20 protein-coding genes are annotated in these 19,221 nt (G+C 59.5%); 10 read left to right on the forward strand and 10 right to left on the reverse strand.

Annotated features, from left to right (window positions below):
• The 5 genes from AC1DSG_RS14265 to lnt all read left to right on the forward strand — a co-directional run.
• Positions 1-288: TRAM domain-containing protein (locus tag AC1DSG_RS14265; protein WP_477791462.1), on the forward strand; the 288-nt coding region annotated here is incomplete at its 5' end.
• A gap of 233 nt (positions 289-521) precedes the next feature.
• Positions 522-1,526, forward strand: coding sequence for a PhoH family protein (locus tag AC1DSG_RS14270; protein ID WP_033049346.1), 1,005 nt, complete (start codon positions 522-524; stop codon positions 1,524-1,526).
• On the forward strand, positions 1,519-2,013 hold the full coding sequence (gene ybeY / locus AC1DSG_RS14275; RefSeq protein ID WP_477791463.1) for an rRNA maturation RNase YbeY: 495 nt from the start codon (positions 1,519-1,521) through the stop codon (positions 2,011-2,013). The genes AC1DSG_RS14270 and ybeY overlap by 8 nt, the downstream gene beginning before the upstream one ends.
• Positions 2,014-2,018: 5 nt before the next feature.
• Positions 2,019-2,858 (forward strand): HlyC/CorC family transporter, encoded by an 840-nt coding sequence (locus tag AC1DSG_RS14280; RefSeq protein WP_223521987.1) that lies wholly within the window; start codon positions 2,019-2,021, stop codon positions 2,856-2,858.
• 8 nt (positions 2,859-2,866) lie between these two features.
• Positions 2,867-4,390 carry an apolipoprotein N-acyltransferase gene (gene lnt, locus AC1DSG_RS14285; RefSeq protein WP_477791464.1) on the forward strand — a complete coding sequence of 508 codons (1,524 nt, stop codon included), beginning with the start codon at positions 2,867-2,869 and terminating at the stop codon, positions 4,388-4,390.
• 125 nt (positions 4,391-4,515) lie between these two features.
• Here the strand turns inward: lnt and AC1DSG_RS14290 are convergent, their stop codons facing one another.
• Both AC1DSG_RS14290 and AC1DSG_RS14295 read right to left on the reverse strand, forming a co-directional pair.
• Complete coding sequence (locus tag AC1DSG_RS14290; protein ID WP_477791465.1) at positions 4,516-5,277, reverse strand: YdcF family protein; 762 nt, start codon at positions 5,275-5,277, stop codon at positions 4,516-4,518.
• A 114-nt stretch (positions 5,278-5,391) separates the two neighbouring features.
• Complete coding sequence (locus AC1DSG_RS14295) at positions 5,392-5,712, reverse strand: hypothetical protein (RefSeq protein WP_477791466.1); 321 nt, start codon at positions 5,710-5,712, stop codon at positions 5,392-5,394.
• A 279-nt stretch (positions 5,713-5,991) separates the two neighbouring features.
• Between AC1DSG_RS14295 and leuS the strand changes: the two genes are divergently transcribed.
• The 5 genes from leuS to AC1DSG_RS14320 all read left to right on the forward strand — a co-directional run bounded on the left by leuS (position 5,992) and on the right by AC1DSG_RS14320 (position 12,024).
• Complete coding sequence (gene leuS, locus AC1DSG_RS14300; RefSeq protein WP_477791467.1) at positions 5,992-8,598, forward strand: leucine--tRNA ligase; 2,607 nt, start codon at positions 5,992-5,994, stop codon at positions 8,596-8,598.
• 88 nt (positions 8,599-8,686) lie between these two features.
• Entirely contained in the window at positions 8,687-9,292 is a 606-nt protein-coding gene (locus AC1DSG_RS14305; RefSeq protein WP_477791468.1) for an LPS-assembly lipoprotein LptE, read from the forward strand.
• A gap of 39 nt (positions 9,293-9,331) precedes the next feature.
• Positions 9,332-10,369, forward strand: coding sequence for a DNA polymerase III subunit delta (holA, locus tag AC1DSG_RS14310; RefSeq protein WP_477791469.1), 1,038 nt, complete (start codon positions 9,332-9,334; stop codon positions 10,367-10,369).
• A gap of 106 nt (positions 10,370-10,475) precedes the next feature.
• Positions 10,476-10,640, forward strand: a complete 165-nt coding sequence (gene arfA / locus AC1DSG_RS14315; protein WP_003176285.1) for an alternative ribosome rescue factor ArfA — start codon at positions 10,476-10,478, stop codon at positions 10,638-10,640.
• A 61-nt stretch (positions 10,641-10,701) separates the two neighbouring features.
• The gene (locus AC1DSG_RS14320) at positions 10,702-12,024 is read left to right on the forward strand and encodes a lytic murein transglycosylase (protein ID WP_477791470.1); all 1,323 of its coding nucleotides are present in this window, start codon (positions 10,702-10,704) and stop codon (positions 12,022-12,024) included.
• Positions 12,025-12,090: 66 nt separating this feature from the next.
• Here AC1DSG_RS14320 and AC1DSG_RS14325 read toward each other — a convergent pair whose 3' ends face one another.
• The 8 genes from AC1DSG_RS14325 to AC1DSG_RS14360 form a co-directional block, all read right to left on the reverse strand.
• The gene (locus tag AC1DSG_RS14325; protein WP_477791471.1) at positions 12,091-13,041 is read right to left on the reverse strand and encodes a S66 peptidase family protein; all 951 of its coding nucleotides are present in this window, start codon (positions 13,039-13,041) and stop codon (positions 12,091-12,093) included.
• A 174-nt stretch (positions 13,042-13,215) separates the two neighbouring features.
• Positions 13,216-14,241, reverse strand: a complete 1,026-nt coding sequence (lipA, locus tag AC1DSG_RS14330; protein ID WP_109786349.1) for a lipoyl synthase — start codon at positions 14,239-14,241, stop codon at positions 13,216-13,218.
• A 1-nt stretch (position 14,242) separates the two neighbouring features.
• Positions 14,243-14,890, reverse strand: a complete 648-nt coding sequence (gene lipB / locus AC1DSG_RS14335; protein WP_477791472.1) for a lipoyl(octanoyl) transferase LipB — start codon at positions 14,888-14,890, stop codon at positions 14,243-14,245.
• Positions 14,890-15,165, reverse strand: a complete 276-nt coding sequence (locus AC1DSG_RS14340; protein ID WP_223521967.1) for a DUF493 domain-containing protein — start codon at positions 15,163-15,165, stop codon at positions 14,890-14,892. The genes lipB and AC1DSG_RS14340 overlap by 1 nt, the downstream gene beginning before the upstream one ends.
• Before the next feature lie 87 nt (positions 15,166-15,252).
• Entirely contained in the window at positions 15,253-16,410 is a 1,158-nt protein-coding gene (locus tag AC1DSG_RS14345) for a D-alanyl-D-alanine carboxypeptidase family protein (RefSeq protein ID WP_477791473.1), read from the reverse strand.
• Positions 16,411-16,591: 181 nt separating this feature from the next.
• Positions 16,592-17,605, reverse strand: coding sequence for a septal ring lytic transglycosylase RlpA family protein (locus tag AC1DSG_RS14350; protein ID WP_477791474.1), 1,014 nt, complete (start codon positions 17,603-17,605; stop codon positions 16,592-16,594).
• Entirely contained in the window at positions 17,605-18,615 is a 1,011-nt protein-coding gene (mltB, locus tag AC1DSG_RS14355) for a lytic murein transglycosylase B (RefSeq protein ID WP_477791475.1), read from the reverse strand. The genes AC1DSG_RS14350 and mltB overlap by 1 nt, the downstream gene beginning before the upstream one ends.
• Positions 18,616-18,632: 17 nt before the next feature.
• Positions 18,633-19,221, reverse strand: a 589-nt coding sequence (locus AC1DSG_RS14360) for an FtsW/RodA/SpoVE family cell cycle protein (protein WP_477791476.1), incomplete at its 5' end; no start/stop codon positions are given.

Genomic DNA, 19,221 nt, shown 5'->3' on the forward strand with positions numbered 1-19,221 from the left:
GACCTGACCGACGAGACACCGGAAGAGTTGAAAAAAGAACGCCTGAACGCCCTGCAACATCGCCTGAACCAGCAGGGTTTCGAGATCAGCCGACAAATGGTCGGTTCGATCCAGCGGATTCTGGTCACCGATTATTCGAAAAAGGACCCCGGCGAACTGCAAGGCCGGACCGAGAACAATCGTATCGTCAACTTCCGTTGCGACAATCCGACCCTGATCGGGCAGTTCGCCGACGTGCACATTGACGCCGCACAACCGCACTCGTTGCGGGGCTCGCTGATCCAGTAACACCAATTTCAATTCAATAGGGATCAAATGTGGGAGCTGGCTTGCCTGCGATAGCGGTATAACAGGCAACATCTCTTTTGGATGTGAGTCCCTCATCGCTGGCAAGGCCAGCTCCCACAGTGGAGCTGCTTTGTTCTCGAGAGCAGGTTCATCCATTTAAGAGCTTTCGCACCCAGCCCACTGGCGTTATCCTTGATTTCATCTTAATTGCCCCAGGGCGGCTAAATACGACCTTGAACGCACCCATAGAACCACATCGTTTTATCCTCGAGCCCTTTGAGGCTCGCCGTTTCGCCAATCTGTGCGGGCAATTCGACGAGCATTTGCGCTTGATCGAACAACGCCTGACCATCGAGATCCGCAACCGCGGAAACCAGTTCGAATTGATCGGCGAGCCCAAACACACCACCTCCGCGGAAAACCTTCTGCGCCGCCTGTACCGGGAAACCAAAGGTACCGAGCTGTCGCCGGACATGGTTCACCTGTTCCTCCAGGAATCGGCCGTCGAAGAGCTGGACAATGTGTCCCCATCCGAACCCTCCGTAGCCCTGCGCACCAAAAAAGGCATGATTCGCCCTCGCGGCTTGAATCAGCTACGTTACGTGAAGGAAATTCTCGGCAACGATATCAACTTCGGCATCGGCCCTGCCGGTACCGGCAAGACCTATCTGGCCGTTGCCTGCGCCGTAGACGCGCTGGAACGTGAGCAGATTCGCCGCATCCTGCTGGTGCGCCCGGCGGTTGAAGCTGGCGAGAAACTCGGCTTCCTGCCCGGCGACTTGTCGCAGAAGATCGACCCGTACCTGCGCCCGCTCTACGACGCCCTCTACGAAATGCTCGGCTTCGAACATGTCGCCAAGCTGATCGAACGCCAGGTCATCGAAGTTGCGCCGCTGGCCTATATGCGCGGGCGCACGCTGAACAACAGTTTCATCATCCTCGACGAAAGCCAGAACACCACCGTCGAGCAGATGAAGATGTTCCTGACCCGAATCGGCTTTGGCTCCACCGCGGTCATCACCGGTGACATTACCCAGGTCGACCTGCCGAAAGGCACCAAGTCCGGGCTGCACCATGTGATCGAGGTGCTCAAAGACGTGCCAGGTATCAGCTTCACCCATTTCATGCCCAAGGACGTTGTGCGCCATCCACTGGTGCAGCGCATCGTCGAAGCCTACGAGCGCTTCGAAAACCGCGTGGCTGAAGAAGCCCCCAAGGACCACCGCCGCGATGCTTGAGCTTGATCTGCAACTGGCGACACAAGCGCCCGCCCCCAGCGAAGCCGAGTTCCGCCAATGGTGCGAACTGGCCCTGCGCCAACGCACCGCCGATTCGGAGATGACCATTCGCCTGGTCGACGAAGAAGAGGGCCGCGAACTGAATCACACATGGCGGCAAAAGGATTACGCCACTAACGTTCTATCGTTCCCCGCCGATGTACCCGACGAGTTTCTGGATATCCCGCTGCTGGGCGATCTGGTGATCTGCGTGGCCGTGGTGGAGCGTGAAGCGGCCGAACAAGGCAAGGAACTGAAGGCCCATTGGGCACATCTGGTCACTCACGGCTGCTTGCATCTGCTGGGTTACGACCATATTGATGACGATGAAGCCGAAGAAATGGAAGCACTGGAACGAACGTTGCTTGCAGAACTGGGCTATCCGGACCCGTACGCGGACGACGAAACCGAAACACCCCCTATTGTTACAACAAAGGATTCAGAGTAATCGCTATGAGCGAAGATCGATCGAGCAACGGGCAGAAGTCTTGGCTGGGTAAGCTCACCCAGGCTTTTGCCCACGAGCCGAAAAACCGCCAGGAGCTGCTGGAGCTCCTGCGCGATGCACACCAGAACAAACTGTTGGACAGCGAAGCGCTGGCCATCGTCGAAGGCGCCATCCAGGTTGCGGACCTGCAAGTACGGGACATCATGGTCCCGCGCTCGCAAATGGTCAGCATCAAGGCAACCCAGACCCCTCGCGAGTTCCTGCCCGCCGTGGTTGACTCGGCCCACTCCCGCTACCCGGTCATCGGAGAAAGCCATGATGACGTGATGGGTGTGTTGCTGGCCAAGGACTTGCTGCCGTTGATCCTCAAGGAGAATGGCGACCGCTTCAACATCAAGGACCTGCTGCGACCGGCCACCTTCGTGCCCGAGTCCAAGCGCCTGAATGTGTTGCTGCGTGAATTTCGTGCCAACCACAACCACATGGCCATCGTCATTGACGAGTACGGCGGCGTGGCTGGTCTGGTGACCATTGAAGACGTGCTGGAACAAATCGTCGGCGACATCGAGGACGAGCATGATGTCGAGGAAGACAGCTACATCAAGCCGCTGCCCAGCGGTGACTTCCTGATCAAGGCCCTGACGCCAATCGAAAACTTCAACGAGTTCTTCGACAGCGAATTCTCCGACGATGAATTTGATACGGTCGGCGGACTGGTGATGAGCGCGTTCGGGCACTTGCCAAAACGCAACGAAATCACTGAAATCGGCCCTTATCGCTTCCGCATCCTGAATGCCGACAGCCGACGAATTCACTTGCTGCGCCTGACTCCAATTGCCCGTTAAGGATTGACATGCTCCGCGTAACCCGCCCCGGCTGGCCCGGTAACCTGCTGGCCGTGGCGGCCGGTGCACTCACCACCCTGGCGCTGGCGCCGTTCGATATCTGGCCACTGGCATTGCTGGCGGTCGGTTTCTTTTATGCCGGTTTACGCGAGCTGAGCCCACGTCAGGCCCTGGGCCGTGGCTGGAGTTTCGGTTTCGGCCTGTTTGGCGCCGGTACCAGCTGGATCTACTACAGCATTCACCATTTCGGCGGTGCTTCGGTGCTGCTGGCCGGTTTCCTGATGCTGATCTTCACGGCGGCGATTGCCTGGTTCTTCGCCCTGCCCGCGTGGATTTGGGCGCGCTGGTTGCGCCGCAATGAAGCACCTCTGGCGGATGCCTTGGCGTTTGCGGCGCTGTGGGTTGGCCAGGAAGCGTTTCGTGGCTGGTTCCTCACCGGTTTCCCATGGCTCTATTCCGGTTACAGCCAGCTTGACGGCCCACTGTCCGGGCTCGCGCCCGTTGGCGGGATGTGGCTGATTTCCTTTACCCTCGCCCTGACGGCCGCGTTGATCTACAACGCATTGCGTCTGGTACGTACCGGGCGCAAAGGGTTTATCGCGGCCGGCGCGTTGCTGCTGATTGGCCCGTGGGTGGCCGGCATGGCACTCAAAGAGCACGCATGGACCAGCCCGGCGGGTCCGCCGTTAAGCGTCGCAGCGATTCAAGGCAACATCGAACAAAGCATGAAGTGGGACCCGGCGCAGCTCAATGCGCAATTGGGGCTGTACCGTGACATGAGCTTGCGTTCAAAACGCGTCGACCTGTTGATCTGGCCGGAAACCGCCGTGCCGGTGCTCAAGGAGTCCGCCGAAAGCTACCTGAACATGATGGGCAAATTCGCCGCCGAGCGTGACTCCGCGCTGATTACCGGCGTGCCAGTGCGCATGGAAGTGCACCATGAGAAGCGCTTTTTCAATGGCATCACCGTTGTCGGTGAAGGCGATGGCACCTACCTCAAGCAGAAACTGGTGCCGTTTGGCGAATACGTGCCGTTGCAGGACGTGCTGCGCGGGCTGATCGCATTCTTCGACCTGCCAATGTCCGATTTCGCGCGAGGACCGGCCGATCAGCCGATGTTGCAGGCCAAGGGTTATCAGATTGCGCCATTCATCTGCTACGAAGTGGTCTACCCGGAATTCGCCGCCAGCCTCGCGGCCCGCAGTGACTTGCTGCTGACCATCAGCAACGACACCTGGTTTGGCACCTCCATCGGGCCGCTGCAACATTTGCAGATGGCGCAGATGCGCGCGCTTGAGGCAGGCCGCTGGATGATCCGCGCCACCAACAATGGCGTGTCCGGGCTGATTAACCCGTTTGGGCAAATTACTGAGCAGATCCCGCAATTCCAACGTGGCATCCTGTATGGCGAAGTGGTGCCGATGCACAACCTGACGCCTTACCTGCAATGGCGTTCGTGGCCACTGATCATCGTTTGCGTGCTGTTGTTTGGTTGGGCGCTGATTGCCAACCGGATGGCCAAGACTGTTTAAGTATCGCGGCGCTTGATCGTTCCCACGCTCTGCGTGGGAATGCATCCCGTGACGCTCTGCGTCACAGCATCAGAAGCGGACGCAGAGCGTCCATGGCGGCATTCCCACGCGGAGCGTGAGAACGATCATCGGTAAAACATCGAATACCCGATCTGCCCCACTGCCTCATTCAGCAATTGCCCGGATTGCCAGATCGATTTGAATTCCGGCATCCAGCCGCCCAGCGGTCGGGCATTGTCCACGCCTAAAAACCCTACCGGCGCGGGCACCACTTCAAATCCTGCCTTCTGGAAACTCCAGACCGCCCGCGGCATGTGCCAGGCCTGAGTCACCACCACGACCCGCTTGATGCCCTGAGGCAATAACACTTCGGCACTGAACTGCGCGTTCTCCCACGTCGTGCGGCTGCGCCCTTCCTGCCAGCGTACCGGCACGCCGAAATCATCGAGTAGCGAGTCCGCCATCATCTTCGCTTCGGTGGGTGGTGTGCCGTAGTGCAGACCACCGCTGGTCAGAACCGGCAAACCGGAAGCCTTGGCCAGACGCGCCGCATATCGCTCGCGCTCCAACCCCACGCCAGTCGGCTGGTCGGCGCCCCAGGCCAGGTCGCCGCGTTCACGCCCGGAACCCAACACCACGATGGCGTCCGCGCGCTGACCCAGCGTCGCCCACTCGTCGCGAGCCAGCGGTGGTTCGCGCTCAAGCGCTTTAGCGCCCCACTGCACCACCACGGGCAAACTCATCAGCCAGAAGCCCCCGAAACCCAAGACAAAGCACACACCCGCAAGCCTTGGCCTTGAGCGGCGCAACCACCACGCAAGAACCAGCAACAGCAAAAGAAGGCTGGGCGGCAACAGAAGTTGTTTCACGAAATATCGAAAAGGCATCGAGCATCTCCAGAGATGCCCGAAGCCTAAGTGGGTTGACGCAAAGCGACAACAAATACGGAAGGACTACGCTTTGGAATGTGTCAAAAGAAGAGGCCAATAGCTCAAGCGCCCTTACTTGAATTGCAGAGACCGGACCTTTACCGCATCCCTGCCAGGTACTTTGTCCTTGAGCCAGATGACTTTGGCCGAACGTGGTGCGTCGAGTTGCTGCACTGCTGCTGACAAGCATCCACGTGTTTCCCGTTCACTGCGATCCAGATAGGCTTTGACCAATTCAAACTCTGCGGGACTAAGACCACGCAGTTCCAGTTCAAGCGGACGCTCATCGCGTAGCCGACCAGCAGTTTTTGCAGCGTCCAGAGCCATTCCCAGACGATCAATCAGTCTTTCGTACAGCTCCGGTTTTGTAGTTTTTTGCCGTGACTCAACCATCCCTCACCTCATTGAAGATATGACTCGCTCCCCATTTAGAGCTTAGCTTCCATGAACAAACCGGCTGAACGCTGCGACCAACGGCCCTCGCGGCCGTTTTTACAGGACGCACGACAGTAATCAGGGTTTCCCTCGGTAGAGTGCGGTCATGTATGCTACGGCGCTTCCTGTAACTCCACTTCCAGCTCGTCTGGGCACCAAAACGCCGATTTGGCGTGATCACCGCCCAGCGTTGCATTGAAGAGGATTAGGCCACCCCTATTCAGTTCAAAAGTAGCCATGCACGAACAATATCAGCCCCGTGAAATCGAAGCCGCCGCCCAGTCATTCTGGGATGAGCAAAAGTCCTTTGAAGTCAGTGAACAGCCAGGCAAGGAGACGTTCTACTGCCTGTCGATGTTCCCTTACCCCAGCGGCAAGCTACACATGGGGCACGTGCGTAACTACACCATCGGCGACGTGATCTCCCGCTATCAGCGCATGCAAGGCAAGAACGTTCTGCAACCCATGGGTTGGGACGCCTTCGGCATGCCGGCGGAAAACGCCGCGATGAAGAACAACGTAGCGCCCGCCAAGTGGACCTACGAAAACATCGCCTACATGAAGACCCAGCTGCGCAGCCTGGGCCTGGCAGTGGACTGGTCGCGTGAAGTGACCACCTGCAAGCCGGATTACTACCGCTGGGAACAATGGCTGTTCACTCGCCTGTTCGAAAAAGGCGTGATCTACCGTAAAAACGGCACCGTGAACTGGGACCCGGTCGACCAGACCGTTCTGGCCAACGAGCAAGTGATCGACGGTCGCGGCTGGCGTTCCGGCGCGCTGATCGAGAAGCGCGAAATCCCGATGTACTACTTCAAGATCACCGCGTATGCGGATGAGCTGCTGGAGAGCCTCGACGAACTGACTGGCTGGCCTGAACAGGTCAAGACCATGCAGCGCAACTGGATCGGCAAGTCCCGTGGCATGGAAGTGCAGTTTCCGTACAACGTCGACTCCATCGGCGAAACCGGCGCGCTCAAAGTGTTCACCACCCGTCCGGACACCCTGATGGGCGCCACCTATGTTGCCGTGGCCGCCGAGCACCATCTGGCCACCCTGGCCGCGCAGAACAATCCTGAGCTGCAAGCGTTCATCGCTGAATGCAAAGGCGGCAGCGTCGCTGAAGCCGACGTCGCCACTCAAGAGAAGAAAGGCCTGCCGACCTCGCTGTTCGTCGAGCACCCGCTGACTGGCGAAAAACTGCCCGTGTGGGTCGCCAACTATGTGCTGATGCACTACGGCGATGGCGCGGTCATGGCTGTCCCGGCTCACGACGAACGTGATTTCGAGTTCGCCACCAAGTACAACCTGCCGATCAAATCGGTGGTGCGCACCAGTTCCGGTGACACCAACCCGGCACCTTGGCAGGACGCTTACGGTGAGCACGGCACGCTGATCAATTCCGGCGAGTTCGACGGCCTCGATTTCGCAGGCGCTTTCGACGCCATCGAAGTCGCACTGATCAAGAAAAACCTGGGCGCCTCGCGCACCCAGTTCCGCCTCCGCGACTGGGGCATCAGCCGCCAGCGCTATTGGGGTTGCCCGATCCCTATCATCCACTGCGATACCTGCGGTGATGTGCCGGTGCCGGAAGACCAACTGCCTGTGGTGCTGCCGGAAGACGTCGTGCCCGATGGTGCCGGTTCGCCGCTGGCGCGCATGCCCGAGTTCTACGAGTGCAGCTGCCCGAAATGCGGTCAGCCTGCCAAGCGTGAAACCGACACCATGGACACCTTCGTCGAGTCCTCGTGGTACTACGCCCGTTACGCCTCGCCACACTATGAAGGCGGCCTGGTGGAAAAAAGCGCGGCCGACCATTGGTTGCCGGTGGATCAGTACATTGGCGGTATCGAACACGCAATTCTTCACCTGCTCTACGCGCGTTTCTTCCACAAGCTGATGCGCGACGAAGGCCTGGTGAGTTCCAACGAGCCGTTCAAGAACCTGCTGACCCAAGGCATGGTAATCGCCGAGACTTACTATCGTCGCGAAGCCAACGGTGCCTACACGTGGTTCAACCCGGCGGACGTCGAACTCGAACGCGACAGCAAAGCCAAGGTCATTAGCGCCAAGCTGATCGCAGACGGCCTGCCGGTGGAAATCGGTGGCACCGAGAAGATGGCCAAGTCAAAGAACAACGGCGTTGACCCGCAGTCGATGATTGACCAGTTCGGCGCAGACACCTGCCGCCTGTTCATGATGTTCGCCTCGCCACCCGACATGAGCGCGGAATGGTCCGACTCCGGAGTAGAAGGTTCGCACCGCTTCCTCAAGCGCGTCTGGCGCCTGGCTCAAGCCCACGTAACTCAGGGCCTGCCGGGTAAACTGGACGTCGCCAGCCTGAACGACGAGCAGAAAGCCATTCGTCGCTCGATCCACCTGGCCATCAAACAGGCCAGCCACGACGTCGGCCAGAACCACAAATTCAACACCGCCATCGCTCAGGTGATGACGCTGATGAATGTGCTGGAAAAAGCCGCACAAGGCACCGAACAGGATCGCGCACTGGTGCAAGAAGGTCTGGAAGCCGTGACTCTGCTGCTGGYTCCGATCACCCCGCACATCTGCCACGAGCTGTGGCATCAGCTGGGTTACGCCGATCCTGTGATCGACGCCGGTTGGCCGGTGCTGGACGAAAGCGCTTTGGTGCAGGACAGCCTGACACTGGTGATCCAGGTCAACGGCAAACTGCGCGGCCAGATCGAAATGCCGGCCAGCGCGACACGTGAAGAAGTCGAAGCCGCTGCCCGTGTCAACGAAAACGTCCTGCGCTTTGTCGACGGTCTGACGATTCGCAAAGTGATCGTCGTGCCCGGGAAACTGGTCAACATCGTCGCCAGCTAATTGGAACAGGCGCCGGGCCATGCCCGGCGCCTAGTAAAACCTTTCGGGCCGCAAGATCGGCCCACATGGTTTCAAGGGGAGCAACAAAATGATCAAACGCAATCTGCTGGTGATGGGCCTTGCGGTCCTGTTGAGCGCATGCGGTTTCCAGCTGCGCGGCACCGGCACTCCCGAGCTTGCGATCAAGGAACTCGACCTGAGCGCCCGTAACGCCTACGGCGAAACCGTGGTGCTACTGCGCAGGGCGCTGGAAAACAGCGGCGTGAAGATCTACGCCGGCGCACCTTACAAACTGGTGCTGACCAATGAGCAGGACAGCCAGCGCGTCCTCAGCTACACAGGCGGTGGTGGTACCGGCGAATATGAAGCGGTCACCGTGTTGAACTACGACATTCGTGGGGCACATAACCTGCCGCTGATGAGCGACAAGCTCGAAGTGCGCAAGATCTACGTTCAGGACGGCAACAACCTGTTGGGTTCGAACCAGAAAGCGAGCGATGCCCGCAACGAAAACCGTCGCGAGCTGGTTCAACGCATGATCCTGCGTCTGCAACAGATCACTCCAGCGCAACTGGATCAACTGCAGCAGACCGCCGAAGCCAAGGCCAAGGCCGAAGCCCAGGCGCTGGAAGCCGCAAAGAAGGCTGAAGCGAATACCCCGCGCCAGTCGCCTGTCCAGATCCCGCAGCAGTAAGACTTTCGGGGCGTTCCGGCGCCCCGTTTGGCCTCTCTTATGAAACTTGCCCCCGCCCAACTCGCTAAACACCTGCAAGGTGCCCTCGCGCCGGTCTATATCATCAGTGGCGATGACCCGCTGCTGTGCCAGGAAGCGGCCGATGCCATTCGCGCGGCCGCGCGCCAGCAGGGCTTCGACGAACGTCAGGTCTTTGCCGCCGACGCCAGTTTCGACTGGGGCACGTTGTTGCAGGCGGGGGCAAGCATGTCCCTGTTTGCCGAAAAACGCCTGCTGGAACTGCGCCTGCCGTCCGGCAAACCCGGCGACAAAGGCGCCGCCGCGTTCATCGAGTACTGCTCGCGCCCGGCCGAAGACACGATATTGCTGATCAGCCTGCCCAAGCTCGACGGCAACACGCAAAAAACCAAGTGGGGCAAAGCGCTGGTCGAAGGTCAGCAGACCCAGTTCGTGCAGATCTGGCCGGTGGACGCCAACCAGTTGCCAAGCTGGATCCGCCAGCGCCTGTCTCAGGCCGGTTTGTCAGCCAGCCAGGACGCGGTCGAACTGATTTCAGCCCGCGTCGAGGGCAACCTGCTCGCCGCCGCGCAAGAAATCGAAAAGCTCAAATTGATGGCCGAAGGTGGGCAGATCACCGTCGAAACCGTACAGGCTGCCGTGGCCGACAGTGCACGTTTCGACGTATTCGGCCTGACCGACGCCATCCTCAACGGCGAAGCGGCCCACGCGCTGCGCATGCTGGAAGGGCTGCGTGGTGAAGGTGTCGAACCGCCGGTGATTCTCTGGGCGCTGGCCCGGGAACTGCGCCTGCTGGCTAACCTGTCGTTGCAATACAGCCAGGGCGTGCCGCTGGATAAGGCGTTCAGCTCGGCCCGACCGCCGATCTGGGACAAGCGCAAGCCGCTGATGAGCAAGGCGCTGCAACGCTACTCGGCGCAACGCTGGGCACAGTTGCTGCTGGAGGCTCAACGGATCGACGCACAAATCAAAGGGCAGGCAGCCGGTTCGCCGTGGATGAGCCTGAGTCGATTGTCGCTGTTGATGGCCGGTCAACGCCTTAACTTGCCTTCCGAGTAACCCCCCTGTAGCAGCGAAAGATCCTCCACAATGTGGGGACTAGACAGATCCCCAACTTCGGCCGATGATTTGCCCCGCAAAACCCACACACTTGCGAGAAATCATCATGAGCAAAAAGCCATCCAAGCATGGCCCGAACAAGGCCAAATCCATCATCGCCCAGCCACTGTTCCGCAGCCGTCAGGAACGAGCCGGCAAGGGCAAAGGCAGCTACCGCCGCGAAGCCTTCCAGTCTAATAGCTGGGAGGCTTCTTACTTTCTGGCTGCATAAAGCAGAACACCCCTTCTACATGTTAAGGTCTGCATCTGAATTGATTGCCCTGGACCTGTGCATGCCCCTTTGTCTTTCCCGTCGTTGGCCCGTTCGCCAACTGATCGCTGCCTCCAGCCTCATTATGCTTGTCGCCTGCGCGGAAAAACCGACTGCCGCCGACGCCCAGCCGTTGAAAACCCTTCCTGTCGCGACAGCTCCTGCGGCCAATCCGCCCTCGGTTCCGACGGGTGAAACCCCCGACATCCAGCCCACCCAGTCGTTCGCTGAATGGCAAGCGGGTTTCCGCAAAGACGCACTGGCCGCCGGTATCCGCGCCGATCTGTTCGACCGCGCCTTTGCCAATGTCAGCTTCGACTCCAGCGTGATCCGTGCCGATCGCAGCCAGCCGGAATTTTCCCGCCCGGTGTGGGAATACCTCGACGGCGCCGTTTCTCCACTTCGAGTACGTAAAGGCCAAGCGCTGATCAGCGAAAACGCTGCCATCCTACAAAGCATCGAACAGCGTTATGGCGTCGACCGCCAGGCACTGGTGTCGGTGTGGGGCATGGAGAGTAACTTCGGCCAATTCCAGGGCAGCAAGTCGGTCATCAATTCCCTGGCGACCCTGGCGTACGAAGGCCGGCGCCCGGGCTTTGCGCACGATCAACTGATCGCTGCCCTGCAAATCCTGCAACAAGGCGACATTACACCCGAAAAAATGCTCGGTTCCTGGGCCGGAGCCATGGGCCAGACCCAATTCATCCCGACCACTTACAACACCCACGCCGTGGATTTCGACGGTGATGGCCGCCGTGACATCTGGAACAGTCACGCCGACGCATTGGCCTCGACGGCGCACTACTTGCAAAGCTCCGGCTGGCAGAAAGGCCAGCCGTGGGGCTTTGAAGTGCGACTGCCAAGCAGTTTCAACTACGTTCTGGCCGATGGCACGATCCGCAAAAGCGTTGCCGAGTGGCAACAACTGGGGGTCTCGCTGCCCCCGGGAGCTCAGGTACCGCCCGGCTCGGAACACCTCTCCGCAGCCCTGTTGCTGCCGGCCGGTTATCGTGGCCCGGCGTTCCTGGTGCTCGACAACTTCCGCGCGATCCTCAAGTACAACAACTCTTCGTCCTATGCATTGGCCGTGAGTTTGTTGTCCGAACGTTTCGACGGTGCAGGACTGATCAGCGGCAGCTGGCCCAAAGATGATTTGCCGTTGAGCCGCACCGAGCGCATGGAACTGCAGAGCCTGCTGAGTGCCCAGAACTACGACGCGGGCACCCCGGACGGGATTATTGGCGCCAACACGCGCAAGGCGATTCGCAGTGCCCAGCAATCGTTTGGCTGGCCGGCGGATGGGTATCCGACGCGCAAGTTGCTGGAAGGACTGCGTAGCCGCTAAAAGCATCGTCGGAACGCCGGCTCCGGCCGGCGTTCCGACGATGACTGACTATCAGGCGACGAAACTCTAGCGCCCGACCACCACATCCTGCTCCAACACCAACTCCTTTTTCCCCGCATCCATCTTGACCAACGCGCCCATCGGCAGCGTCAGGTTCGGATCACAATGCCCGCTGCGCCAACCGGCCAGCACCGGAATCCGCAAAGGCTCGAAGGTCTGTTTTAGCAATTGCTCCAGCGCTGCCGCATCAACTCCCGCCACATCCCCCACCAAAACCCCACGAAGCTTGCCCAGCATGCCAGCCAGCCGCAGATGGGTCAGTAGCCGGTCAATCCGATACAGCGGCTCGTTGATGTCTTCAATCAACAGGATGACACCCTCGGCCTCCAACTCGTAAGGCGTGCCCATAGTTGCGGCAATCATCGACAGGTTGCCGCCCAGTAAGCGCCCGTGAGCAATGCCTGGCTCGATCGTGGTCAACGGCCAGGCCGCCGGGTGCGAAAGCACGCTGCCGGCCTTCACCTGCCCTCTGAGCATGTTGAAAAAAGACGACTCGGTGGGTTTCTGCTTGTCCCCCAGCAAATCGGCATTGAGCAGCGGTCCATGGAAAGTCACGAATCCGGCATAACGGCTGATCGCCAAGTGCAACGCCGTGATATCGCTGTAGCCGATGAACGGTTTGGCGTTGTTTTGCAGCAATTCGAAATCAATGCGATCAAGTAAACGCGGTGTGCCGTAACCACCACGCAGGCAGATAATCGCATCGACTTCTTTGTCAGCGAACGCCGCGTGCAGATCATTGAGCCGCACCTCGTCACTGCCGGCCAGGTAGCCATCCTTTTCATACACCCCGGGAAACACCCTCAACGCATAGCCACGAGCGCGCATCCAGGCGATCGCTTTGTCGGTATCCAGCCCGGCGGGACCAGCGGGTGCAATCACGCCGATCAACCCTTCCGACGGCAAGGCCGGAACAGGTTTATGCGGATACAGCGTGTGAGTCGGTCGAACGGTCATCCATGAATCTCCCTGCGCGAAAACTTCTGCACACAGTAGTCAGGAACGGGGACAAACAGAAGAGGGTCTGTCGCCCGTAGGTTGCAGGAAAAAACGCTGGCTGCCGTAGGCCAGGCAAAAAAACGCCCGCAAGGCCTGAAAAGCCATGCGGGCGCCTTTTATGTCACCGCCAAATTACAAGGACGACATCAGCTCGGCTTTAACCAGCTTCGCCTGCTCGTCGGCGTGGTACGAGGAGCGTACCAGCGGACCCGACGCGACGTTCTTGAAGCCCATCTTGTAACCTTCCTCGGCGAACCAGGCGAAGGTGTCCGGGTGCACGAAGCGCTGCACCGGCAAGTGGCTGCGGGACGGTTGCAGGTACTGACCCAGGGTCAGCATGTCGATGTCATGCTCGCGCATGCGCTTCATGACTTCGATGACTTCTTCGTCGGTTTCGCCCAGGCCCAGCATCAGGCCGGACTTGGTTGGAATGTGCGGCATCATCTGCTTGAAGCGTTGCAGCAGGGTTAGCGACCACTGGTAATCCGAACCCGGACGCGCAGCCTTGTACAGGCGCGGAACGGTTTCCAGGTTGTGGTTGAACACATCCGGTGGCTCGGCGGCGGTGATTTCCAGTGCCACGTCCATCCGGCCACGGTAGTCCGGAACCAGGGTTTCGAGCTGCACGTTCGGCGACAACTTGCGGATCTCGCGGATGCAATCGGCAAAGTGCTGGGCACCACCGTCACGCAGGTCGTCGCGGTCTACCGAAGTGATCACTACGTATTTGAGCTTCAGGTCGGCGATGGCGATGGCCAGGCTTTCCGGCTCGTTGACGTCCAGTGGTTTCGGACGACCATGGCCGACGTCGCAGAACGGGCAGCGACGGGTGCAGATGTCGCCCATGATCATGAAGGTCGCGGTGCCGCCGGAGAAGCACTCGCCCAGGTTCGGGCAGGAGGCTTCTTCGCACACGCTGTGCAGCTTGTGTTTGCGCAGCAGGGCCTTGATGCGGTCGACTTCCGGGGACACCGGGATGCGCACGCGAATCCAGTCGGGTTTTTTCGGCAATTCGGTGGTCGGAATGATCTTCACCGGGATACGTGCAACCTTCTCGGCGCCGCGCAGCTTGACGCCGGCTTCAACCTTGGCACGCGGGGCCGGACGCTCGGTGACATCAAGCGTCGGGATCATGGTTTGCACTGCATCAGTAGTCATATCAGTCGATTCCGCCCGTTAGGGTCGTCTGCTCAGCATAGTCGAGGTGTTTGACGAGCTGCGCGCGCAGCCGGGCACTTACCTCGGCAAATTCAATCGATCCTGCGTGCTCGCTTAGCTGGGTCATCGCCAGTCCGGCGTAGCCGCAGGGATTAATCCGTCGAAACGGTTCCAGGTTCATGTCCACGTTCAAGGCCAGGCCATGAAAGGAACAACCGTGGCGGATCCGCAGACCCAGGGACGCGATTTTCGCCCCGTTGACATAGACACCTGGCGCGTCTGGCTTGGCAGCGGCAGTGACGCCGTAACTCGCCAGTAGTTCGATCAGGCAGAGCTCCATGCGCGTGACCAGGTCACGCACGCCAAACCCCAGCTTGCGCACATCCAGCAGCAGATAGGCCACCAGTTGGCCAGGCCCGTGATAGGTCACTTGCCCGCCACGGTCGACCTGAACCACCGGAATATCCCCCGGCAGCAATAAATGCTCGGCCTTGCCGGCTTGCCCCTGGGTGAATACCGGCGGGTGCTCGACCAGCCAGATCTCGTCCGCGGCGTCGGTCCCGCGTTCGTTGGTGAAGCGTTGCATGGCGTGCCAGACCGGCTCGTAAGCCATCTGGCCGAGCTCGCGAAAGCCCAGCGTGCCAGACATCACAACACCATGTGCACGAAGCCGGTAGCCCGCAGTTCGCTGTTGATGTTGTACAGCTGGTCCTGATCGGTAGCGACGATGTGCAACTGGATGGTGGTGTATTTGCCGTTGCTGCTTTGGCGCTCGTCTACACGCTCATCGTTGATGGTGGCGTGTTTTCTGACGATATTGATGATCTTGTCCTTATTGCCCACGCCGGTGTCGCTGATCACCTTAACCGGGTAATCAGTGGCAGGGAATTCGATCTTTGGCGCCTTTACTTCGGTATCGGTCATGGCGTAACGGCCTCGTAAGCGTAAGCCGTGGCGACGGGCATGACAGCGCGCCGGATCAGCGCGGAGTCATGCTGGTGCACACTGAATTCAGTTGAACAAGCCGTAGAAGAATAGACGGATGCTATCCCACATGCGGCGGAAGATACCACCCTCCTCGACAGCGTCCAGGGCGATCAGGTCGGCGCTGTGCACCACCTTGTCTTCCAGTTTCACTTCGACTTTACCGATCACGTCGCCCTTGGCGATTGGCGCAACCAGTTGCGGGTTCATGGTCATGCTCGCAGCAAGCTTTTTCAGCTGGCCTTTTGGCAGGGTCATGGTCAGGTCTTGAGCCAGGCCGGCCTTGACTTGATTGGTCGCGCCTTTCCAGACAGGGGCCTGAGCCAGCTCGGCGCCTTTCTGATAGAAGGTCTGGGTTTCGAAGAAGCGGAAACCGTAAGTCAGCAGCTTCTGGGTTTCGGCGGCGCGAGCCACTTCGCTGCTGGTGCCGAACACCACGGCGATCAGGCGCATGCCATCACGTACAGCCGAAGACACCATGCAGTAACCGGCTTCGTCGGTGTGACCGGTTTTCAGACCGTCGACGGTCTTGTCACGCCACAGCAGCAGGTTGCGGTTAGGTTGCTTGATGCCGTTCCAGAAGAACTCTTTCTGCGAGTAGATCGCGTAGTGAGCCGGGTCTTCGTGGATGATCGCGCGAGCCAGCACCGCCATGTCGTGAGCTGACGAGTAGTGCTCCGGGTTTGGCAGACCGGTCGGGTTCATGAAGTGGCTGTTGGTCATGCCAAGGTCGGCCACGGTTTTGTTCATCATGTCAGCGAWGGCATCTTCGCTGCCGGCGATGTGCTCGGCGAGCGCAACACTGGCGTCGTTACCCGACTGAATGATGATGCCGTGCAGCAGGTCGCTGACAGTCACCTGCGTGCCCAGCTTGATGAACATCCGCGAACCGCCTGTGCGCCAGGCATTTTCGCTGACGGTCACCGGGTCGTTTTCGCCGATCTGGCCACGACGGATTTCCAGGGTCGCGAGGTACGCGGTCATCAGCTTGGTCAGGCTGGCTGGCGGCAGACGCTGGTCACCATTGTTTTCGACCAGCACGTTGCCGCTGCTGGCATCCATGAGCACATAGGCTTTGGCAGCCAGTTGTGGTGGAGCTGGCATCACCTCGACCGCGAACGCGGCTGGCGAGAGGAGCAGCGGGACTAACAGGAACAGGCGTTTGGCAAAGGTGGTGATGTTCATCCGTCTCTCGAAATCGCTAATGGAAACTGCCCAGGGGCAAAACTAATCAGACAGCTTTCTAACGAGCTGTCGCGTGTTCGGTTGTTCACTCAGAACCCTTGCCGGGCTTTTGTTCTTTAACGAGCCAACAACCAGGCTCAATCCCCAAACTGCAGGTGAGCCGTCAATCAAGTACTACGTATTACTCGGCGGTGACCAGGCTCGGCGAACCGAGATTGGCCATGCGCACGCTGTTCTGCACTTGCTGGATTTCACCCTGAGAACCGATCGGCCCCAGGCGCACCCGATGCAGTGTCTGTTGATTGCGCACGATCGAGCTGATGAACACCGGGGCGCTCACCATCCCGCTGAGCTTCGATCTCAGGAGTTCTGCAGCGTCCGGGTTGGCGAACGCGCCCACCTGCAGATACTGGCCAGAGGCTGGTACAGAAGCGTTTTTTTTTGCATCCACTTGAACAGGCACGACGGCCGCGGCATGTTGCTGCGCCGGAGGCGTCCATTGCTCGACGGTACCGGTCGACGCCGTAATCACCGGGGCGCTATTTTGCGCGACTTTCGGCTCGTTGAGCATCAAAGGCGCTGGACGGCCTTTTTGCGCCCACCACTGTTGCGGGTCGATACCCTCGACCTTGACCCGCGCCGTGCCGATTTCGGCATAACCGAGTTTTTTGGCGGCGGCATAGGACAAGTCGATGATGCGGTCCGAATAGAACGGCCCACGGTCGTTGACCCGCAGGATCACGCTCTTGTTGTTGTCCAGGTTGGTCACCCGGACATAGCTCGGCAGTGGCAATGTCTTGTGTGCGGCACTCATGCCGTACAAGTCGTAAACCTCGCCATTGGCGGTGTTCTGCCCGTGGAACTTGGTGCCATACCAGGACGCCGTGCCCGAAGCGACATAAGTCTTGGATTCTTGCAGCGGGAAGTAGGTCTTGCCCAGCACTGTGTACGGGTTGGCCTTGTAAGGACCGGAGTGCAGGGTCGGCGTGGCATCCGGGATGCGTGATACGTCGACATCCCACCACGGCGCGCCATCTTTGTGGGCGCGGTTGATATCCAGCCCCGGCGCCGGGCGCGCGGCAGTGGACGAGGACTTCTGAGCCGGTGCGCGACTGGTCGAGCAACTGGCGAGCAGCACCGCCAGCGCGGCGAAAGCCATGAGCTGCAGGGGTTTATTCATAGGCATTGCCCGCATTACTTGACGCCCCGTGCTTGGACCAGCTGTTCAGACAGTTGATGTACGGCCATGGCGTACATCACGCTGCGGTTATAGCGCGTGATCGCATAAAAATTCTTCAGGCCCATCCAGTACTCGGGGCCCTTGTCACCTTCCAGGCGGAAAGCCGTGACCGGCATATCATCGCGCAGCGCATCATGACTTGACCACCCTAGAGCCCGCAACTCCCCTACCGTTTTAGTCGGCTCGATACCCGTGGTCAAACCGTCCTCGATCTGCTCGCCTCGAACATCGGCGCGGCTGACCACAGGTTCGCCCGCGACCCAGCCGTGACGCTTGAAGTAACTGGCGACGCTACCAATGGCATCGTCGGGATTGGTCCAGATATTAATGTGACCGTCACCGTCGAAGTCCACCGCATACGCGCGAAAACTGCTCGGCATGAACTGCGGCAACCCCATGGCTCCTGCGTAAGAGCCTTTAAGGGTCAACGGGTCGACCTGCTCTTCCCGGGCCAGCAGCAAGAACTCACGCAATTCCTTGCGGAAGAATTCAGCGCGGGGAGGATAATCGAAGCCCAGCGTCGACAACGCGTCGACCACCCGGAAGTTGCCGGTATTGCGCCCGAAAAAGGTTTCAACGCCTATGATCGAGACGATCACCTGCGCGGGCACACCGTATTCCTGCTCCGCACGCGCCAGCACTGCTTCGTGCTGACGCCAGAAGTCCACGCCACGGGCGATACGCGCGTCGGTGATGAACATCGGGCGGTATTCGTTCCATTGCTTGACCCGTTCGGCGGGTTTCGAGATCGCGTCCAGGATCGACTGCTTGCGCTCGGCTTCGCGGAACACGCCCATCAGCTGTTCACCGGCGAAACCGTAATCGCGGGTCATTTCACCGACGAATTCGGCCACCTGGGGTGAGCCTTCGTACTCGCCGGCCAACGCATGTTGCGTTGTGCCAAGGATGCTTACCAGGCCGACCCATGGCGCGTATCGAGTCGCCCAGCCACGCATTACTTGCATTGAAATCTTCACCTTATTCAAACTTGTGCGATCCACTTACGATGGGTATGGATCGACATCAAAACCCCAAACGCTGACAGCAGCGTTACCAGCGAAGTTCCTCCGTAGCTAATGAACGGCAACGGCACCCCCACCACCGGCAACAAGCCACTGACCATACCGATGTTGACGAAAACATAAACAAAAAACGTCATGGTCAAACTGCCAGCGAGCAATTTGCCGAACAATGTCTGGGCCTGAGCGGTAATCACCAACCCCCGCCCGATCAGCAGCAGGTAAATCAATAGCAATGCGCAAATACCGACCAGGCCAAACTCTTCGCCCAATACCGCAATAATGAAGTCGGTGTGGCTTTCCGGCAGGAAGTCCAGGTGCGACTGGGTGCCCAGCAGCCAGCCCTTGCCAAACACACCACCGGACCCGATGGCGGCTTTCGACTGAATGATGTTCCAGCCAGTCCCCAACGGATCACTCTCCGGGTCGAGGAACGTCAGGACTCGCTGCTTCTGATAATCGTGCATGACGAAGTACCACATGCCCACGGCCACCGGCACGGCAGCCGCCAGCACGCTGATGATCCAGCGCCAGCGCAGGCCACCCATAAAC

The sequence above is a fragment of the Pseudomonas sp. P5_A12 genome, assembly GCF_056400685.1.